This window comes from Thermolongibacillus altinsuensis (genome assembly GCF_004341205.1).
GTDB lineage: Bacteria > Bacillota > Bacilli > Bacillales > Anoxybacillaceae > Thermolongibacillus > Thermolongibacillus altinsuensis.
In genome coordinates this window covers 1-16,604 of record NZ_SLUL01000012.1, presented here as the reverse complement: position 1 = coordinate 16,604, position 16,604 = coordinate 1, and the positions used below count along the sequence as shown (strand labels likewise).

22 protein-coding genes, 1 tRNA gene and 1 rRNA gene are annotated in these 16,604 nt (G+C 40.3%); 13 read left to right on the top strand and 11 right to left on the bottom strand.

The window, feature by feature from the left end; all coding sequences use genetic code 11:
- Positions 1-27: 27 nt before the first annotated feature.
- Both EDD69_RS11005 and EDD69_RS11000 read right to left on the bottom strand, forming a co-directional pair.
- A complete protein-coding gene (locus EDD69_RS11005) occupies positions 28-1,356 on the bottom strand; it encodes an ArsB/NhaD family transporter (RefSeq protein WP_132949010.1) in 1,329 nt (442 codons plus the stop codon).
- A gap of 21 nt (positions 1,357-1,377) precedes the next feature.
- Positions 1,378-1,806, bottom strand: a complete 429-nt coding sequence (locus EDD69_RS11000; RefSeq protein WP_132949009.1) for a hypothetical protein — start codon at positions 1,804-1,806, stop codon at positions 1,378-1,380.
- A 113-nt stretch (positions 1,807-1,919) separates the two neighbouring features.
- On the opposite strand from EDD69_RS11000, the gene EDD69_RS10995 reads away from it, so the two are divergent.
- Together EDD69_RS10995 and EDD69_RS10990 are read left to right on the top strand one after the other, a co-directional pair.
- Positions 1,920-2,135 carry a hypothetical protein gene (locus EDD69_RS10995; protein WP_132949008.1) on the top strand — a complete coding sequence of 72 codons (216 nt, stop codon included), beginning with the start codon at positions 1,920-1,922 and terminating at the stop codon, positions 2,133-2,135.
- Between the two features lie 34 nt (positions 2,136-2,169).
- On the top strand, positions 2,170-2,718 hold the full coding sequence (locus tag EDD69_RS10990; protein WP_132949007.1) for a superoxide dismutase family protein: 549 nt from the start codon (positions 2,170-2,172) through the stop codon (positions 2,716-2,718).
- Positions 2,719-2,907: 189 nt separating this feature from the next.
- Here the strand turns inward: EDD69_RS10990 and EDD69_RS10985 are convergent, their stop codons facing one another.
- A complete protein-coding gene (locus EDD69_RS10985) occupies positions 2,908-4,074 on the bottom strand; it encodes a MalY/PatB family protein (RefSeq protein ID WP_132949006.1) in 1,167 nt (388 codons plus the stop codon).
- Positions 4,075-4,112: 38 nt separating this feature from the next.
- Here EDD69_RS10985 and EDD69_RS10980 point away from each other — a divergent pair, with 38 nt between their 5' ends.
- The 3 genes from EDD69_RS10980 to EDD69_RS10970 all read left to right on the top strand — a co-directional run bounded on the left by EDD69_RS10980 (position 4,113) and on the right by EDD69_RS10970 (position 6,502).
- Positions 4,113-4,379, top strand: a complete 267-nt coding sequence (locus EDD69_RS10980; RefSeq protein ID WP_424565354.1) for a DUF1871 family protein — start codon at positions 4,113-4,115, stop codon at positions 4,377-4,379.
- Positions 4,380-4,835: 456 nt separating this feature from the next.
- The gene (locus EDD69_RS10975) at positions 4,836-5,336 is read left to right on the top strand and encodes an Lrp/AsnC family transcriptional regulator (protein WP_132949005.1); all 501 of its coding nucleotides are present in this window, start codon (positions 4,836-4,838) and stop codon (positions 5,334-5,336) included.
- A complete protein-coding gene (locus tag EDD69_RS10970; RefSeq protein WP_132949004.1) occupies positions 5,336-6,502 on the top strand; it encodes an aminotransferase in 1,167 nt (388 codons plus the stop codon). The genes EDD69_RS10975 and EDD69_RS10970 overlap by 1 nt, the downstream gene beginning before the upstream one ends.
- 35 nt (positions 6,503-6,537) lie before the next feature.
- Here EDD69_RS10970 and EDD69_RS10965 read toward each other — a convergent pair whose 3' ends face one another.
- A complete protein-coding gene (locus EDD69_RS10965; protein ID WP_132949003.1) occupies positions 6,538-6,906 on the bottom strand; it encodes a helix-turn-helix domain-containing protein in 369 nt (122 codons plus the stop codon).
- A 131-nt stretch (positions 6,907-7,037) separates the two neighbouring features.
- Here EDD69_RS10965 and EDD69_RS10960 point away from each other — a divergent pair, with 131 nt between their 5' ends.
- On the top strand, positions 7,038-7,391 hold the full coding sequence (locus EDD69_RS10960; protein ID WP_132949078.1) for a CvfD/Ygs/GSP13 family RNA-binding post-transcriptional regulator: 354 nt from the start codon (positions 7,038-7,040) through the stop codon (positions 7,389-7,391).
- A 34-nt stretch (positions 7,392-7,425) separates the two neighbouring features.
- Here the strand turns inward: EDD69_RS10960 and EDD69_RS10955 are convergent, their stop codons facing one another.
- The gene (locus EDD69_RS10955; protein WP_132949002.1) at positions 7,426-7,659 is read right to left on the bottom strand and encodes a DUF378 domain-containing protein; all 234 of its coding nucleotides are present in this window, start codon (positions 7,657-7,659) and stop codon (positions 7,426-7,428) included.
- 141 nt (positions 7,660-7,800) lie between these two features.
- Here EDD69_RS10955 and EDD69_RS10950 point away from each other — a divergent pair, with 141 nt between their 5' ends.
- The 3 genes from EDD69_RS10950 to EDD69_RS10940 all read left to right on the top strand — a co-directional run bounded on the left by EDD69_RS10950 (position 7,801) and on the right by EDD69_RS10940 (position 10,909).
- Positions 7,801-8,961 carry an iron-containing alcohol dehydrogenase gene (locus EDD69_RS10950; RefSeq protein ID WP_132949001.1) on the top strand — a complete coding sequence of 387 codons (1,161 nt, stop codon included), beginning with the start codon at positions 7,801-7,803 and terminating at the stop codon, positions 8,959-8,961.
- A 120-nt stretch (positions 8,962-9,081) separates the two neighbouring features.
- A complete protein-coding gene (locus EDD69_RS10945; RefSeq protein WP_132949000.1) occupies positions 9,082-10,431 on the top strand; it encodes a glucose-6-phosphate isomerase in 1,350 nt (449 codons plus the stop codon).
- 73 nt (positions 10,432-10,504) lie between these two features.
- On the top strand, positions 10,505-10,909 hold the full coding sequence (locus EDD69_RS10940; protein ID WP_132948999.1) for a YugN-like family protein: 405 nt from the start codon (positions 10,505-10,507) through the stop codon (positions 10,907-10,909).
- Here the strand turns inward: EDD69_RS10940 and EDD69_RS10935 are convergent.
- On the bottom strand, positions 10,898-11,890 hold the full coding sequence (locus tag EDD69_RS10935; protein ID WP_132948998.1) for a potassium channel family protein: 993 nt from the start codon (positions 11,888-11,890) through the stop codon (positions 10,898-10,900). The genes EDD69_RS10940 and EDD69_RS10935 overlap by 12 nt on opposite strands.
- Positions 11,891-12,010: 120 nt before the next feature.
- Here EDD69_RS10935 and EDD69_RS10930 point away from each other — a divergent pair, with 120 nt between their 5' ends.
- Both EDD69_RS10930 and EDD69_RS10925 read left to right on the top strand, forming a co-directional pair.
- Positions 12,011-12,190, top strand: a complete 180-nt coding sequence (locus tag EDD69_RS10930; protein ID WP_132948997.1) for an H-type small acid-soluble spore protein — start codon at positions 12,011-12,013, stop codon at positions 12,188-12,190.
- A 40-nt stretch (positions 12,191-12,230) separates the two neighbouring features.
- On the top strand, positions 12,231-12,557 hold the full coding sequence (locus tag EDD69_RS10925) for a hypothetical protein (RefSeq protein WP_132948996.1): 327 nt from the start codon (positions 12,231-12,233) through the stop codon (positions 12,555-12,557).
- 392 nt (positions 12,558-12,949) lie between these two features.
- Here EDD69_RS10925 and EDD69_RS10920 read toward each other — a convergent pair.
- The 4 genes from EDD69_RS10920 to EDD69_RS10910 form a co-directional block, all read right to left on the bottom strand.
- Positions 12,950-13,022 (bottom strand) — tRNA-Ala (locus tag EDD69_RS10920).
- Positions 13,023-13,092: 70 nt separating this feature from the next.
- A complete protein-coding gene (locus EDD69_RS15815) occupies positions 13,093-13,464 on the bottom strand; it encodes an HD-GYP domain-containing protein (protein WP_279388145.1) in 372 nt (123 codons plus the stop codon).
- Entirely contained in the window at positions 13,461-13,715 is a 255-nt protein-coding gene (locus EDD69_RS15810) for an HD-GYP domain-containing protein (protein WP_279388144.1), read from the bottom strand. The genes EDD69_RS15815 and EDD69_RS15810 overlap by 4 nt, the downstream gene beginning before the upstream one ends.
- Before the next feature lie 73 nt (positions 13,716-13,788).
- A complete protein-coding gene (locus EDD69_RS10910; protein WP_132948995.1) occupies positions 13,789-14,466 on the bottom strand; it encodes an MgtC/SapB family protein in 678 nt (225 codons plus the stop codon).
- Positions 14,467-14,525: 59 nt separating this feature from the next.
- Here EDD69_RS10910 and EDD69_RS10905 point away from each other — a divergent pair, with 59 nt between their 5' ends.
- Positions 14,526-15,449 carry a DMT family transporter gene (locus EDD69_RS10905; RefSeq protein ID WP_132948994.1) on the top strand — a complete coding sequence of 308 codons (924 nt, stop codon included), beginning with the start codon at positions 14,526-14,528 and terminating at the stop codon, positions 15,447-15,449.
- On the opposite strand, the gene EDD69_RS10900 is transcribed toward EDD69_RS10905, so the two are convergent.
- Positions 15,393-16,190, bottom strand: coding sequence for a protein-glutamine gamma-glutamyltransferase (locus EDD69_RS10900; protein WP_132948993.1), 798 nt, complete (start codon positions 16,188-16,190; stop codon positions 15,393-15,395). The two genes, EDD69_RS10905 and EDD69_RS10900, sit on opposite strands and share 57 nt — an antisense overlap.
- 336 nt (positions 16,191-16,526) lie before the next feature.
- Between EDD69_RS10900 and EDD69_RS10895 the strand changes: the two genes are divergently transcribed.
- Positions 16,527-16,604, top strand: a 16S ribosomal RNA gene (locus tag EDD69_RS10895); the annotation flags it as partial.

Genomic DNA, 16,604 nt, shown 5'->3' with positions numbered 1-16,604 from the left:
CGAGCACGGCCCGCTTTGAGCGTTTTTTTACATTAAATAGCGAATGAAAATGTAGGCGTGAGAAATAAGCAAAGCAATGAAAGTAAGTGGCGCTCCTATTTTTAAGAAATCAAAATAGCTAAATCCGTGGCCTTCACGTGAAGCCATTCCCGCTACAATCACGTTCGCTGAAGCGCCGATTAATGTGCCGTTTCCGCCCAAGCATGCTCCGAGCGCTAATGACCACCATAATACGTCGATTTGAGGAGAATCCGGTGATAATCCCATTCCAACCGCCATATCTTGAATAAGCGGAATCATCGTCGCGACGAATGGAATATTATCAATGGTTGCTGAAGCGACCCCAGACACCCAGAGAATGAGATAAGATGCAACGGCGATATCGCCACCTGTTACCTCTAATGCTTTCTCCGCTAGGCTTTTAATTAAGCCGATATCGACTAAACCGCCGACTAACGTAAATAGTCCGGCGAAGAAGAAAATCGTCACCCATTCAACCGAAGCAAACACATCTTCTAAATCATGCTCTTTCACGCCGATTAACATGAGTATAATAGCGCCTGTCATGGCAATGACAGCAGCATCTACATGAATGAGCGAGTGAAGAATGAACCCTAAAATCGTCAATCCAAGCACGGAAACCGATTTCTTTAAGAGGACAGCGTCTTTAATGTACTGTTTTTCATCGAGTTTCATTAGTTGTTCAATAAGTTTTGCGTCTGTTTTTAACTGTTTACGGTAAATAAAATATAAAATGACGATGGTTACAGCCATAATCACTAAAACAATCGGTCCTAAATTAACTAAAAAATCATTAAAATCCAAATGTTTGTTAGCGGAACCGATCATGATATTTGGCGGGTCACCGATTAATGTGGCCGTTCCGCCAATATTCGAAAACAGCACTTCAGAAATTAAAAACGGAACCGGATTGACATGGAGCATGCGCGTAATTGAAAATGTCACCGGCACAATTAATAAAACGGTTGTGACGTTATCAAGGAATGCTGAAAGAAAAGCGGTAAGAAGCGATAAAATCACTAAAATGTTAATCGGATTTCCTTTCGCCATTTTCGCTGCTTTAACGGCTACATATTGGAAAAAACCCGACTTGCTCGTAATTCCAACAAGAATCATCATGCCGATTAAAAGTGTAATCGTTCCCCATTCAATATGATGGGTGTACGCTTTATGAAGATCAACAATACCGAAAATAATCATGAGTGCTGCGCCGAGTAAGGCGATGATGGCACGGTTCACTTTTTCAGAAATGATAATTGCGTAGGCCCCTAGGAAAATAGCGATTGCTAAGTAATACTGGAAGTTGCTTATTTCATGTGTGACAGATTCATGCAAGGTTTCTCATTCCTTTCTTTATTATGTTAAATCAGTGCTAGAACAATTAGGGCATTTTAGATGGCTTGTGTCAACATTTACATTGCGAATGTAGAAAGAAAAGCTACAATTTTGACACTGAATTTGCAATAGACGATCGATAAATAGCTTCGTTGATTTTTGTCCTGTTTTCTCTGTATCAATGACTTCAATATGAATATCTTCTCTCGATTCATCTTCAGCGAGGACAAATCCTTCCGTTTCCTCTTTTGTTCGCCATCCGTGGTTTAAAATGTGCTGCTCTAATTGGCTATGTGATGAATTTTGAAGCATAGTTTCCGCTAATGTCATAAGCTGTTCATATGTAAGCGATTCAAATGGGATTTGCTGCTTTTGTCGATTCCAATATCCCCTTAATTGTTCCTCTGTAAATACAAACGTAACCACTTTGTGAATAATGACGTTTTTCAATCTCCCTTACCCCCTTTTATAGTTTATGAATAAATTATATTGTTTTTTGCCAAAGGACACAATTCCATTTATCATATATAATTGATATAACAATCGATAGAGAGGTTGAGTTTATGATCAACGGTGTGTTAGGATTGTTTTTATATTTCCCCGAAGACAAAACCGAGTATATTCCAGCAGCCATTTCGTTTACGATTTTCTTTATTGCAGCTATTTTGACGATGCGACTGATTATTAAAGTTTCAAAACGTCAAGAGGAAAAAGCGAAGCAACTGGAGGAGCAACTAAAGAAAGAAAAGTGGTTGACGGATGAACATAAGCCGTTATAAACCTTCGCCAATTTGGAAACAATAAGCCTTAAAAATGTTTCGTTTTGGAGGGCTTATTGTGCGGAGAAGTGCGTTGATTGCAGTATCAAGCTTTTTTTTGCTTGGCGGCTGCGCTGAAGCAAAACCAACAAAAATAGATGTTAAGATTTTCAATCGCGTCGGCGATTCATTAGGAACGGCCAAATTATCACAACAATCAGAAGGAGTCAAAATTGAATTAGACCTTGAAGGGCTTCCGCCTGGAGAGCATGCGATTCACATTCATGAAAAAGGAAAATGTGATCCGCCTGACTTCACTTCAGCAGGAAACCATTTCAATCCTGAAGATAAAAAGCACGGACTTCTTCATCCGGAAGGTTCTCATGCAGGGGATTTGCCTAATTTAATTGTCAAAGATGATGGAACGGTTAAGGCAGAATTAATGGCACCAAAAGTGAGTTTAACGGAAGGGAAAGGAACATTATTGACTCGAGAAGGAACTTCTCTTGTCATTCACGAAGGAAAGGATGACGGAATGTCACAGCCGGCGGGAGATGCGGGAGATCGTATTGCCTGCGGAGTCATAAAGAAAAGCAAAGAATAGAAACAAGAGCGGGAAAAAGCAGGAGAAAGTAAAGCTGGCAAAGAAGAACAGAAGATCTGTTATTCATTATTTATATCTAAAACTCATAAGTAGCTTTCCTGCTGAAGTCAGCTAAGCGTTTTGCTTAGCTGACTGTATGAACCCGAACAGCAGAAAAGCATGAATCCCCGAGAAATCAACATTCGTGATCTACAACTCCCCCAGTGCTGTTGCTAACCTTTTTAATGCTTCTTGCAATGTTTCCCGAGTGCAAGCGACATTTAAACGAATAAAGCCGGTGCCGCCTTCACCAAATTTGTTTCCTGGTTCAACAGCAATTTTCCCTTTCTGTAAAAGAAGCTGTTTTAGTTCTTGATCGCTTTTTTGCAGCTCGCGGCAATCAATCCAAACAAGATAGGTGGCTTCCGGTTTGATTACCTTCAATTTTGGTAAGTGTTTTTCGATGAAGGAACAAGTGAATTCAACATTTTCCGCAAGATATTTCAATAAATCGTTAAGCCATTGGTTGCCGTGCCGGTAAGCTGCTTCTGTCCCGACGACTGCGAACGTATTGAGGGTGAAAAAACCTTGCCGCTGTTGAACGCTATCAAATTGTTTTTTTAATGTCCGGTTTGGAATAATCGAGATCGCGGATTGTAAACCAGCTAAATTAAATGTTTTTGTTGGAGCGATACAGGTGACGGATATTTGGGCAAACTCCTCGGAAATCGAAGCAAACGGTGTATGACGGGAACCGGAAAAAACTAAATCGGAATGAATTTCATCGGAAACGACAATGACATTGTGTTCCAAACATAACTCTCCCAACTTAGTCAACTCTTCTTTTGACCATACTCGTCCCCCGGGATTATGCGGACTGCAAAGCAACAACAATTTTGCTCCTTTTATCTTTTCTTTCAGGTCAGCGAAATCCATTTCATATTTTCCATTTATCAGCTGAAGCGGGTTTAGTACAAGTTCACGGTTGTTTTTCTCGACGAGCTGAAAAAACGGATAATAAACAGGAGTCTGTACGATCACTTTATCACCGGGAGAGGTAAACGCTTGAATCGCCGTTGCTAAAGCAGGTACAACTCCGGGAGAAAAGGAAAGCCATTTGCTGTCAATCTGCCATTCGTGCTTGTTGACCATCCAGTCGCAAACAGCTTGTTTTAGCGAAGCAGGAATGGAAGTATAGCCAAAAACGCCATGCTCCACTCTTTTTGCCAAAGCTTCAAGCACTTCCGCAGGAGCTTTAAAATCCATATCAGCTACCCACAACGGCAACACATCTTTTACACCAAAAATGCGCTCCGTTTCATCCCACTTGACAGAATAAGTGTTTCGCCGTTCAATAAAATCGTCAAACGAATACATCAAACATCTCTCCATTCTCATATGCTAAGGTGATGAAGATGAATATGAATATGCAAAAAATGAATATGATGCTATTAGACATGATTCAACACTGGGATCCGTTTGGTTACGGCAGCGACGCTTACGAAACAGAGGCGGTTGACGTTTTGCAAGCCGTTCATGAATACGATGAAATTAGACCATTAGCCGAAAAAATTCAAGCTATTTATGAATTTTCGTTTGAGGAAGTTATTCCTTTTGAAAAATGTGTAAAGATGGCTGAACAATTACTAAAAGCGAAAAATGAAGTAGAATGTGGGTTCTGACCTATAACTGATTTAAAGTAAGATGGGATGAATTATAGCAGAAAGTGATTGTATTTAACCCATGAGCAATGGCAAATTTTAAGCTGTTTTTATGAAAAAGACGGGCAAACACAAAATATATAGCAAATAAATATTGTGAAATTCACGTGGGGCTAGACAGGTGCTTATCGGCCAGTTTTATTTTATACATTATAATTTTATCATTAGCTGAAATCATTGAACAATGAGAGAGTAAAAAGCCAAAAGAGGCTGACCCAAAATTGTCAGACCCAGAGCACAATATATAGGGGATATATTGTGCATGCGTGAGGTCAGGCATATGGGTCAGTCCTTTTTTCATTTGTGCATCGTAAAACGGCTGCTTATATTCTTTATGTATTTCTTCGTGAATTTTATGAAAATTTTTCGTGCAAATTTATTTAAATTATGTGAAAATTTATGGCAGGGGGGATTCACATGAAATTATCGGAGAAAGAAATTGAAATTGTCGAAATTCTCGAAAAAAACGCGCGGCTCCCGGTTGAAACTATCGCCAAAATGGTGTCGCTGACGGTAGAAGAAACGGAGCAGATCATTAAAAAACTAGAAGAAGCAAAAGTGATCGTTCAGTATGCGACCATTGTGGATTGGCGCAAAATTGACGGACATGAAGGGGTAACAGCGATGATTGATGTGAAAGTGACACCGAAACGCGGCGTCGGTTTTGATGAAGTCGCTGAACGAATCTATCGTTTCCCAGAAGTGAAATCGGTGTATTTAATGTCAGGAGCATATGATTTATCGGTTGTCATTGAAGGACGCTCCATGTCTGAAATTGCTCATTTCGTTTCTGAAAAATTGTCGACGCTCGATTCCGTCATTTCAACGACGACCCATTTTATTTTGAAAAAATATAAACATGACGGCACGGTGTTTGAACAAGGCGATCAAGATCGACGGATTGTGGTGGCGCCATGATGCAAAAGACGAAAACGTACTTATCTGAAACGGTCATGAATTTAAAGCCATCAGGCATTCGCCGCTTTTTTGATTTAGCAGCGAGCATGGAGGGAGTCATTTCACTCGGGGTCGGTGAACCAGATTTTGTTACTTCCTGGAGCGTTCGTGAAGCGTGCATTTTATCATTAGAACAAGGCTACACGTCTTACACGGCAAATGCGGGATTATTGGAGTTGCGCGAAGAAATTAGCCGCTACTTAGCGCGTAACTTTCAAATTTTATATGATCCAAATAGCGAAATTGTTGTGACGGTTGGGGCAAGCCAAGCACTCGATTTAGCATTAAGAGCGATCATCAATCCAGGTGATGAAGTCATTGTTGTTGAGCCGAGCTTTGTTTCTTATGCACCGCTTGTTTCTTTAGCGGGAGGCGTTCCTGTTTTCGTACAAACCGATGGAAAACAAGAATTTAAACTTCAACCTGAACAAATCGAAAAAACGATTACTTCGCGAACGAAAGCGATGATTCTTTGTTCGCCGAACAATCCAACAGGAACGGTGCTAAATCGGCGAGAACTTGAGGCGATCAGCGCCATTGTGCAAAAATATGATTTGATTGTCATTTCCGATGAGATTTATGCGGAATTAGCCTATGATGAGCCATATACAAGCTTTCCGTCCATTCCTCATATGCAAGAACGAACGATTTTAGTAAACGGTTTTTCGAAAGGGTTTGCGATGACGGGGTGGCGCCTCGGATTTATTGCTGCGCCGAAAGAATTTGCTCAAGCGATCCTTAAAATTCATCAATATGCGATGATGTGTGCTCCAACCATGGCGCAATATGGCGCCATCGAAGCGTTGAAAAACGGTGAAAGCGATGTTGAGGAAATGAAGAAAAGTTATCGCCGCCGCCGCAACTATTTTGTTCAATCATTAAATGAACTAGGGCTTTCTTGTCATTTGCCAGGGGGAGCGTTTTACGCTTTTCCATCCATTCAGTCAACAGGTCTCACTTCCGAACAATTTGCTGAGAGGTTGCTGATGGAAGAGAAAGTGGCTGTCGTTCCAGGAAACGTATTTGGGCAAAGCGGAGAAGGGTATATTCGCTGCTCATACGCTTCATCCATGGAGCAATTGCAAGAGGCCATTCGTCGCATGAAGCGATTTTTAGAGCGGCTTTAACATAAAAAAGCTGACCAATGTGTCAGCTTTTTTGTTCACTTTTGGTCTTTGTTATATTTTAGTTCATAAAGCATTTGCATCACACGTAAAAAGTCTTCTTCGCTAAATTCTTTTGCTTTTCTTAAAATGAGCTTTGCTCGTTTTACGCCAATTTCCTTTATTAAATACTCAATTTCTGGATCGATTCCGGATGGATTCGATAAATCGGCTCTTTCTAACAGTTCCGATGCTGGGACATCAAGAGCTGTACATATTTTTAAAATGGTTGACGTGTCAGGGATTTGTTCGCCTGCCTCATATTTTTGAATCGTCGCTACCCCTACGCGTACTTTCAGCGCCAAATCTTGTTGGCTCATTTTCCGTTGCTCGCGATACATGCGAATGTTTTCGCCGATTGTGCTCATCATTTCTCCCACCTCGCTGCAATATTTATGTATTTATCATACCATGTTCTTTTTAAATATTTGTATAGAAAATTAACACTTTTCTTATTTGTTATGTTACAATTTTTCAAAAAGATATTTGGATTATGATTATGATCGGAGTGTTTTTGTTGGTAAAGTGGAAGGTAGGAGCGATTGTAACGGGGAAAGTAACAGGGATTCAGCCATATGGTGTGTTTGTTTCGTTAGATGAGCATACACAAGGATTGGTCCACATCTCTGAAATTACAGAGGGATTTGTAAAAAACATTTACGACTATGTGCAAATTGGCGAGAAAGTGAATGTAAAGGTGATTGCAGTCGATGAAAAAACAAATAGAATTAGTCTTTCGTTAAAAGAGGCTAACATGATCCGTCATAAGAAAATAGAAACTTCTTTAGGATTTCAAACATTAAAAGAGAAATTGCAACAATGGATTGAACAAGCTCAGAAGGAAAAACAGTAAAAACTCACCCGAAAGACTCAGGTGAGTTTTTATGTTATGTTCTTGAAGCTTTTGGCTCTGTTCGCCCGAGTTCTTCAGTTGGTTTGAATAGAATAGCAAGATTGATCAAACCCGCGATTCCGACAAGACCGTAAACAATGCGGGCTAATCCGGAATCTTGTCCTCCAAAAATCGCTGCGACTAAATCAAAACGGAAAAAGCCGATTAGTCCCCAATTTATCGCTCCAATAATAGTAAGTAATAGTGCAATTCGTTGCAGTGTGCTCATGATAGTCCTCCTTTTAGATTAGCGTTCACTTATAGGTTGAGTGGCAAACGGAAAAAATATACATCAATAATTGAGAAAAAATGCAAGTCGCTTTACTTTTCCATGTTTTATTGTCAATAATGAAGAAAAGGAGGTAATTTTATGGAAAATTTCATTTTTCATAATCCAACGAAACTGATTTTTGGGAAAGGACAACTTGAACAACTTAAAAAAGAAATTCCGTTATACGGAAAAATTCTGCTTGTTTATGGCGGAGGCAGCATTAAACGAAATGGATTGTATGACGAAGTGGTAGAAATTTTACGCGAATTGAATGTAAGATGGGTTGAATTATCAGGTGTCGAGCCAAATCCGCGCCTTTCAACCGTTCGAAAAGGAATTGAAATTTGTAAGCAGGAAAATATTGAATTTTTATTAGCCGTAGGCGGCGGAAGCGTTATCGATTGCACAAAAGCGATTGCGGCTGGAGTCAAATATGATGGAGATCCATGGGATTTTATTTCTCGAAAAGCAACGGTGAAAGAAGCGCTGCCATTCGGAACCGTGTTAACGTTGGCCGCGACAGGTTCAGAAATGAACGCGAATTCCGTTATTACAAACTGGGAAACGAAAGAAAAGTATGGATGGAGCAGTCCGGCGGTATTCCCGAAATTTTCGATTCTGGATCCGACCTATACCATGACGGTTCCGAAAGATCATACGATTTACGGAATTGTTGATATGATGGCTCACGTGCTTGAGCAATATTTTCACCATGTACCAAATACACCGCTGCAAGATCAAATGGGCGAGGCTGTGTTGCGCACAGTGATGGAAGCCGCTCCGAAACTAGTCAATGATTTGCAAAACTATGAGTTGCGCGAAACGATTTTATATTGTGGAACGATTGCGTTAAACGGCTTTTTAAGAATGGGCTTGCGCGGTGATTGGGCGACGCATAATATTGAACATGCGATTTCGGCAGTGTATGACATTCCTCATGCAGGAGGATTAGCGATTTTATTTCCAAACTGGATGAAATACGTGCTTGATGAAAATGTTGAGCGCTTTAAACAGTTAGCGGTCCGCGTATTTAACGTTTATCCTGAAGGAAAAGGCGATCGGGAAATTGCTCTCGAAGGAATTGAAAGACTGCGCAAATTTTGGAGTAGTTTAGGTGCGCCTTCACGTCTAGCGGATTACGGAATTGGCGAGGAGTCTCTCGAATTAATTGCTGATAAAGCGATGGCATTTGGACCGTTCGGCAATTTCAAGAAGCTGCATCGTGAAGATGTTCTTGCCATCTTGAAAGCATCTTTGTAATAAAAAGTAAGAAAAATGTCATAATGAATCCGTTTACATTTTTCGTGTCAACTTGATTATCGTTGTTCGTTTCGTTAAAGTGGAAGTGGTAAAACCATTATGATTTGGAGGAACGAATGTATGACGCATATTCGTTTTGATTACTCAAAAGCGTTATCGTTTTTTGGCGAACATGAACTTACATATCTGCGTGACGCTGTAAAAGTGGCTCACCATGCGCTTCATGAAAAAACGGGACAAGGAAACGATTTTTTAGGTTGGATTGATCTTCCTGTAGACTACGATAAAGAAGAATTTGCCCGCATTCAAAAAGCGGCAAAGAAAATCCAATCTGATTCTGATGTGTTGCTTGTGATCGGAATCGGCGGTTCTTATTTAGGTGCGCGCGCGGCGATTGAAATGTTGCAACATTCTTTTTACAACGCGCTACCAAAAGAAAAAAGAAAAACGCCGCAAATTTTATTCGTTGGTAACAACATTAGCTCCACATACATGCGCGATGTCATGGATTTATTAGAAGGAAAAGATTTTTCAATTAACGTTATTTCAAAATCAGGCACAACGACGGAACCGGCGATCGCTTTCCGTATTTTCCGCAAGCTGCTCGAAGAAAAGTACGGAAAAGAAGAAGCGCGCAAACGCATTTATGCAACAACAGACCGCGCGCGTGGAGCGCTTAAAACATTGGCGACAGAAGAAGGATACGAAACATTTATTATTCCGGATGATGTCGGCGGACGCTACTCCGTATTAACAGCTGTCGGTCTTCTTCCAATTGCGGTGAGCGGAGCAAACATTGAAGAAATGATGAAAGGGGCAGCGCAAGCGCGCGAAGACTTCAGCAAATCTGAGCTGGAAGAAAACATTGCGTATCAATACGCAGCGGTGCGCAACATCCTTTACAACAAAGGAAAAACGATTGAAATGCTCGTTAACTATGAGCCTGCATTGCAATATTTCGCGGAGTGGTGGAAACAATTATTCGGCGAAAGTGAAGGAAAAGATCAAAAAGGAATTTTCCCAGCATCTGCAAACTTCTCAACAGACCTTCACTCATTAGGCCAATATGTGCAAGAAGGTCGCCGCGACTTATTTGAAACGGTATTGAAAGTGGAAAAACCGCGCCATGAATTAGTCATTGAAGCAGAAGAAAACGATTTAGACGGCTTGAACTATCTAGCAGGAAAAACAGTGGATTTCGTCAATACAAAAGCGTTTGAAGGAACGTTGTTAGCTCATACAGATGGAGGAGTACCGAACTTAGTCATCACTCTTCCGCAATTAGATGAGTATACATTCGGTTATCTTGTTTACTTCTTTGAAAAAGCATGCGCAATGAGCGGTTACCTTTTAGGTGTGAATCCGTTCGATCAACCAGGGGTTGAAGCATACAAAGTCAACATGTTCGCCCTTTTAGGCAAACCTGGATATGAAGAGAAAAAAGCGGAGCTTGAAAAACGCTTGAAATAATGCAGAAGAGCTTTCCTTTTTGCGAGGAAAGCTCTTTTTTTTTGGGTATTCTACATAAAAAGGAGGGATCTATATGATTGAAATTCCTTCAAAGCTAGAAGGACAAACCTTTAAGTTGTATACGCTCGAGCAACAATTAAAACCGCTTGGCTATGTCATTGGCGGCAATTGGGATTATGATCACGGTTCGTTTGATTACAAAATGGCGGATGATGGCGGTTATCAATTTTTGCGCATTCCATTTGTTGCAGTGGATGGGCAACTGGATTCAAACGGCGCAACAGTCGAATTAGGACGGCCGTATTTGCTATCGCATCAATATCAAAGAGGATTGGATGATCATGCGCACGTTGGAAATATGAATGCATCGGTTAACCAGTTTTCAGAACCGGAAGATCCGGATGCAACGTTTCCAGAAAAATATATTTCCGTTGGCAAAACGCTTGTCCGCGAGCTAGAGGCTCGATTAATCGAGTAGCACGAAAAGTTGATCGTTTCTCTCGATGAGAAGAGGAGGAGAAGGATTGATCCATAGCTCTTCTTCACGCATAACGCCAATTAACAAAATGCGATTGGAACGCAAAAGAGAAAGAGCTTCATCAAACGATTTTCCGATCCATTCCTCCTCTGCTTTTAAAAAGGAAAAACGGTTTCCTTCTCGTTGATTAAGCAATTGTTCCAGCACGAAGACGACACGCGGTGCTTCAATGCTGTTGGCCAACATAAAGCTTGTTAATTTATTGGTTTGAACAATTTCGTCTGCGCCTGCTCGTTTCGCATTCTCCACTTGTTGAGCGGTTAAAATTTCAATAACCGTATAAACGGAAGGATTGAGCGCTTTAATCGTGAGTAGTGTAACAATCGACGATAAATCGGCTTCCGTTTCGTTTTTATGCTGATTCGCCGTGATCATCACACAATGAGCTTCATGAATGTTTGCTTTACGCAAAATATCATCGTGGGTCGGGTTCCCTTTTATAAAATGAATATTTTTGGGAACTTCCCATCGTTTTAATGTTTCATCAATGATGACGCATGGTTTTTCGGGATGAATGACCGAAATTTGCTTTAATAATTCTCGAACACGCTCGTTCCAACCGATGAGAATGATATGGTTATTTTTTGTATAAGGAAGTTCACCAGCGAATAAAGCATTTTCTCTCGAAACGGTCTTCGCTGATAATGTCACAAAATAAGTGGAAACAAAGCCTGTCCCAAGCAAAATAAGGGCAATCGCAGCGATTTTCCCTAACAATGTATGAGGGACAAGATCTCCATAGCCAATGGTAGTCGTTGTAATCAACGCCCACCATATCCCATCAAACCACGTTTGATAGGTGGTTGGTTCAATAATATGAATGACTCCACCAAACAACAAAATGAAGAGAGTGATCGTTGATAAAATGCGAACAAATGGCGATAGGCGCCAATAGGAAGCAAGAAAAAAATACCGTTTCATATAACATCCTCCGAAGCGGAATGGTTATCCTATAGTTTAGTCTAGACTGACGATTTTCTTGCATATTTTTTCTAAAAAAAGAAATGATAACAGTGAAACGAAGCAAAGGAGGGAACGAACATGGATATGAAACGAGTAAAACAAATTCTTTCATCACCGCAGGAGATTACGGTTCATTATAATGGCGTGTCAGTGTGGATTGACAGCTATGATGAACAAGGAAATACCGCCACTGTACATATGCGTGGAAATGAAAAAGAGAGGTATACCGTGCCTGTGGAAGCGTTACAAGAGGTATAACAAAAGGGGCTGCCCAAAAAGAGATGGGTCAGCCTCTTTTTTGTCAGGCCAGCAATTCCTCGAACAAAAACATACGATTCCAAACACGGACGAACAAAAGACGATTGACGAAATGACCGTTCGAGAACTGCGAGAAGTTAAGAAAGCGCTGAAAGAAGAGCAAGAACGACGAGAAAGAGCGGAACATGAAGTCGAAGAATCACGTAATAGATCATCGAAAGTCAAAGTCAAAAACGACGAAAAAATTACTCGACAAGTTACGTCGGAAAATAAAAAGGTGGCTCGTTGCGTTACGAGCCGCTTTCGTGTTTTCGAAAATTTTTCGGGCGTGTGTGCATTTTTTAGAGATAACTTGAAAAGATACTAATAAAAGGGTTGATTTTATGGATAATAGGCAGAAAGATGTAGATAAATACATAGAGGAACAGGAACTCAAGGAAAAGGACGAAAATAATTTAAATGACACCGAAGTGATCTAAAATATCAAGTCGATGGGTGACATCGATTAGCAAAGTGAGGTTGATTAGACCTCCCTTTTTTCATGCACAATTTCAAATTGTGTGCAGGGCCGTTACAAGTTAAGAACGTCGTTGTCGGCGTTTCCCGTCGGCCTTGACGCTGGGATTAAGAAATTATTAAATAGAGAAGGCCTTTTATTAGACGAACATCAACGCTCTAAAAACTAATTCGTCAACAACTCACTAAAAAATGCCTTGTGAGGGCAAACAAAAAACCCTTGCATAGCAAGGGTTTTTTCAATGGAGCATACCGGGCTCGAACCGGTGACCTTCGCGCTGCCAGCACGACGCTCTCCCAACTGAGCTAATGCCCCGTACAATATCATTTTAAAAATTTTATACAAATTCGTCAATTGCTGTATTCGTGAGCATAAAAAATGATGCTCACGAAATGAGGGGGATGTTTTGCAAAATGGATTGGCTATCGCGATGAATCGGGATCGTATGCTCTTCCATCCATTTTAAAAATAAAGTTGTTAACGATGGATCGAATTGTGTTCCTTTTCCTTTTTTGATTTCATCATAAGCCTCTTCCCAGCTTAATGGCGAGCGGTATGGGCGAATCCCGGTCATTGCCTCAAGCGAATCCGCCAACGCTAAAATACGTGCGAATTCAGGAATTTCCTCTCCTTTTAATCCATATGGATAACCTTTTCCATCCCATCGCTCGTGATGATGTAATACAATGTTCATCACATGTTTGTTTACATGATAATTTCGTAAAATTTCAACGCCAAACTGCGGATGTTTTTTCATTTCAAGAAATTCTGTTTCAAGAAGCTTCCCTTTTTTGTTAAAATAGAGGCAGGGATCTTCATTTTTCCGATATCGTGAATTAACGCTCCGAGCTCTAAATCTTTTAGCTCAAACGGAGACAGTCGCAACAATGATGCGAAAGAAAGAGCGATTTTCGTCACGCGATAAGAATGAAGGAACGTCAATTCATCTTTTTGCCAAAGCTGACGCATCAAAAGGCATAGTTCCATGTTTCTGAGTGAAGATGACATACATATTCGCCACCTGTTCAAAGTATTTTATACATATATTAATGAAAATGAGAATCTTTGTCAAATAGAATATCTAGATGTTTTCAATGTCAATGCTGCGAACGGCTGGGATGTGGTGAATTGAATAGTAAACATCTGTCGTCGCTCGTTTTTGATCGACGGAGACTTTTAATTCGATTAAATGGCTGCCGTCGTCTAAATCTTTGATTCGAACGGTTTTAATGCTAATTTCTCGCATTTTAATCGCAGCGATGACTTCAGCGATTTTGTTTATATCAGAGACGATTAATTTCAAAAAAAGTTCTTTTTCGCGCAACTGTTTCGGACCGAATACGTTCGTTGCAAGAGGAATGAACTCGACGCTAGCAATTAACAAAATAACTCCAATGATGGCTTCTACATAAAATCCAGCGCCGACAGCTACTCCCATTCCAGCAGCTCCCCAAATTAACGCAGCTGTTGTCAATCCGGAGATGCTGTCGTTTCCACGGCGCAAAATGACGCCAGCTCCTAAAAAGCCGATGCCGGAAACAATTTGCGCAGCGAGGCGGAGCGGGTCCATATTGATATGACTTTGCTTTGGGAAAATGTAAGCGGATTCGATTGAAACGATCGTTAGCAAACAGCTGACAATCGAAATGACGAGGCACGTTTTCAATCCGACCGGCTTTCTTTTCAACTCGCGTTCAAGTCCGATAATTAATCCTAAAATAGCAGAAATACCCAATTTTATGAAGGTATGCATTTCCATATCCCTTACCCCCTTTATCCTTTAATCATTAATCGAAAAACTAGAAAGGAGAAATAACAATGCAATTGAAAGCGTACGTTGCTTTAGCCGTTGGGGCTTTTGCAATTTCGACATCAGCGATCTTGGTAAAATGGACAGATGCTCCATCAGCGATTACAGCATTTTATCGTCTTTTTTTTGCCGTTCTTTTTATGACGCCTTTCTTTATTGTAAAAAATATTTCTGAAATTCGCACGTTCCAAAAACGTGATTGGCTTTTTTCGTTCCTTTCCGGTACGTTGCTAGCCTTTCACTTTATCTTTTGGTTTGAGTCGCTTCGTTATACGTCTGTTGCCAGCTCGGTCGTTTTAGTAACATTACAGCCTTTATTTGCCTTTATAGGCGCTTATTTGTTTTTTAAAGAACCGATTACAAAAAGTGCTTTACTTAGCGTTTTTTTAGCGATTGGAGGCAGCGTTTTGATTAGCTGGGGAGATTTCCGGGTAAGCGGGAAAGCTTTATATGGAGATCTTTTAGCATTGCTTGCATGCGCGATGGTGACGGGATATTGGTTGGTTGGCCAAAACTTGCGGCAAAGATTTTCATTAATTGCTTATACTTATATCGTTTACGGAATGGCCGCGGCTATTTTATGTGTCTATGCTCTTTTATTTCAGTATTCGTTTTTGTCTTATCGCCCAACAGATTGGCTATGTTTTATTCTTTTGGCGATTGTTCCAACGCTATTGGGGCACTCTCTTTTTAATTGGGCGATGAGATGGGTGAGTGCAGCAATGGTTTCAATGGCTATTTTGTTTGAACCAATCGGTGCCATTATTTTAGCTTACATATTATTAGGAGAAACCGTTCAGCTTTCGCAAACAATCGGAGCGTTTTGCATTATGGTTGGAGTGGGGATTTATTTATTTGCTCAACATAAGAAACATTCATTCATACAAAAACAAGTTGTTTCCGACAGCAGCAACGATGAAGCGATGAAGTGAAGGATGAGCAAACGGGAAGAGCGATGAAAACTGAATACGTGTCGTTTGTTCAAGCAAATAGGCAGACTTGGTGGCACCTGGTTTTCGAAGTCGATTTAATACTCTAATCATTTCTTGTTTGGAACGAATGCCAATCCCGTGGCCGAAATACAGATCTTCACCTAAATAAATCGCATTCTCCCCTTGCCAGTGAGGTGTTTTTGGATCAACATCAGGATTATCGAAATATAAACAGTCACCAGGGATGTAATCCGTTCCATAGCGTGTTTTGATGCTCAAATCTTGATCGTAGTGCCAATCATACAAATAAACATTAGCAAAAAGGTGATCGAAATGTTTTTTCTCAATTAAATGAAGTACAGCCTTATAAAAGATAATAACGATTGCTGTAGCACATTCAAACGCATAGAGATGGCTGTTCAGAAAGATATCTTCAATTGCGATAGAAGGTTTATGGTTTTCTTTTAATAGAAAGCCGCCGTTAGGAGTGCGAGACCAAAATTTTTCATTGCATCGCGAATATTCAAAGGTTGTAAATCTTGCTTGACTATGTGCTAGATCTTTTGCGGCTTGTATAATTTGTTGACGTCCAAAGAGTTCAAATTTTAAATGGAGCATATTAGGGAATTCGTACACTTTTTCATTTTTTAATAAGTGATTTAAAATCATTCGTTCGGTTGGTGAGAAAACACCAGTGAAATCCTCTTGCTGCTTCAAAATCATTAGACCGATTTTAATCATAATGATTTACACAACCTTTACGCTTCGTTTTTGAACTTATTTAAAAATGTATGGGCTCATTTTGTTATTTATGAACGGATATATAGGTGATAAAAAATTTTTTTAGAAAAAAGTAGTTGCATTTTAAAAATAAACATGATATATTTTCATGTGTCGTCGATGGAACGACACGAACTGATAAAAATACGTCGTTGATGAAACGGCACAAGCTGATAAAAAGGTGTTGACAACGTTAAGTTGATGATGATAAAATGAACGAGCCGTCGGTTGACGGTGATGATCAATGTTCCTTGAAAACTGAACGAAACGGAAGCGTGAAAGCTAGTGAGAAAACTTTCTATGGAGAGTTTGATCCTGGCTCAGGACGAACGCTGGCGGCGTGCCTAATACATGCAAGTCGAGCGGACCGAATGG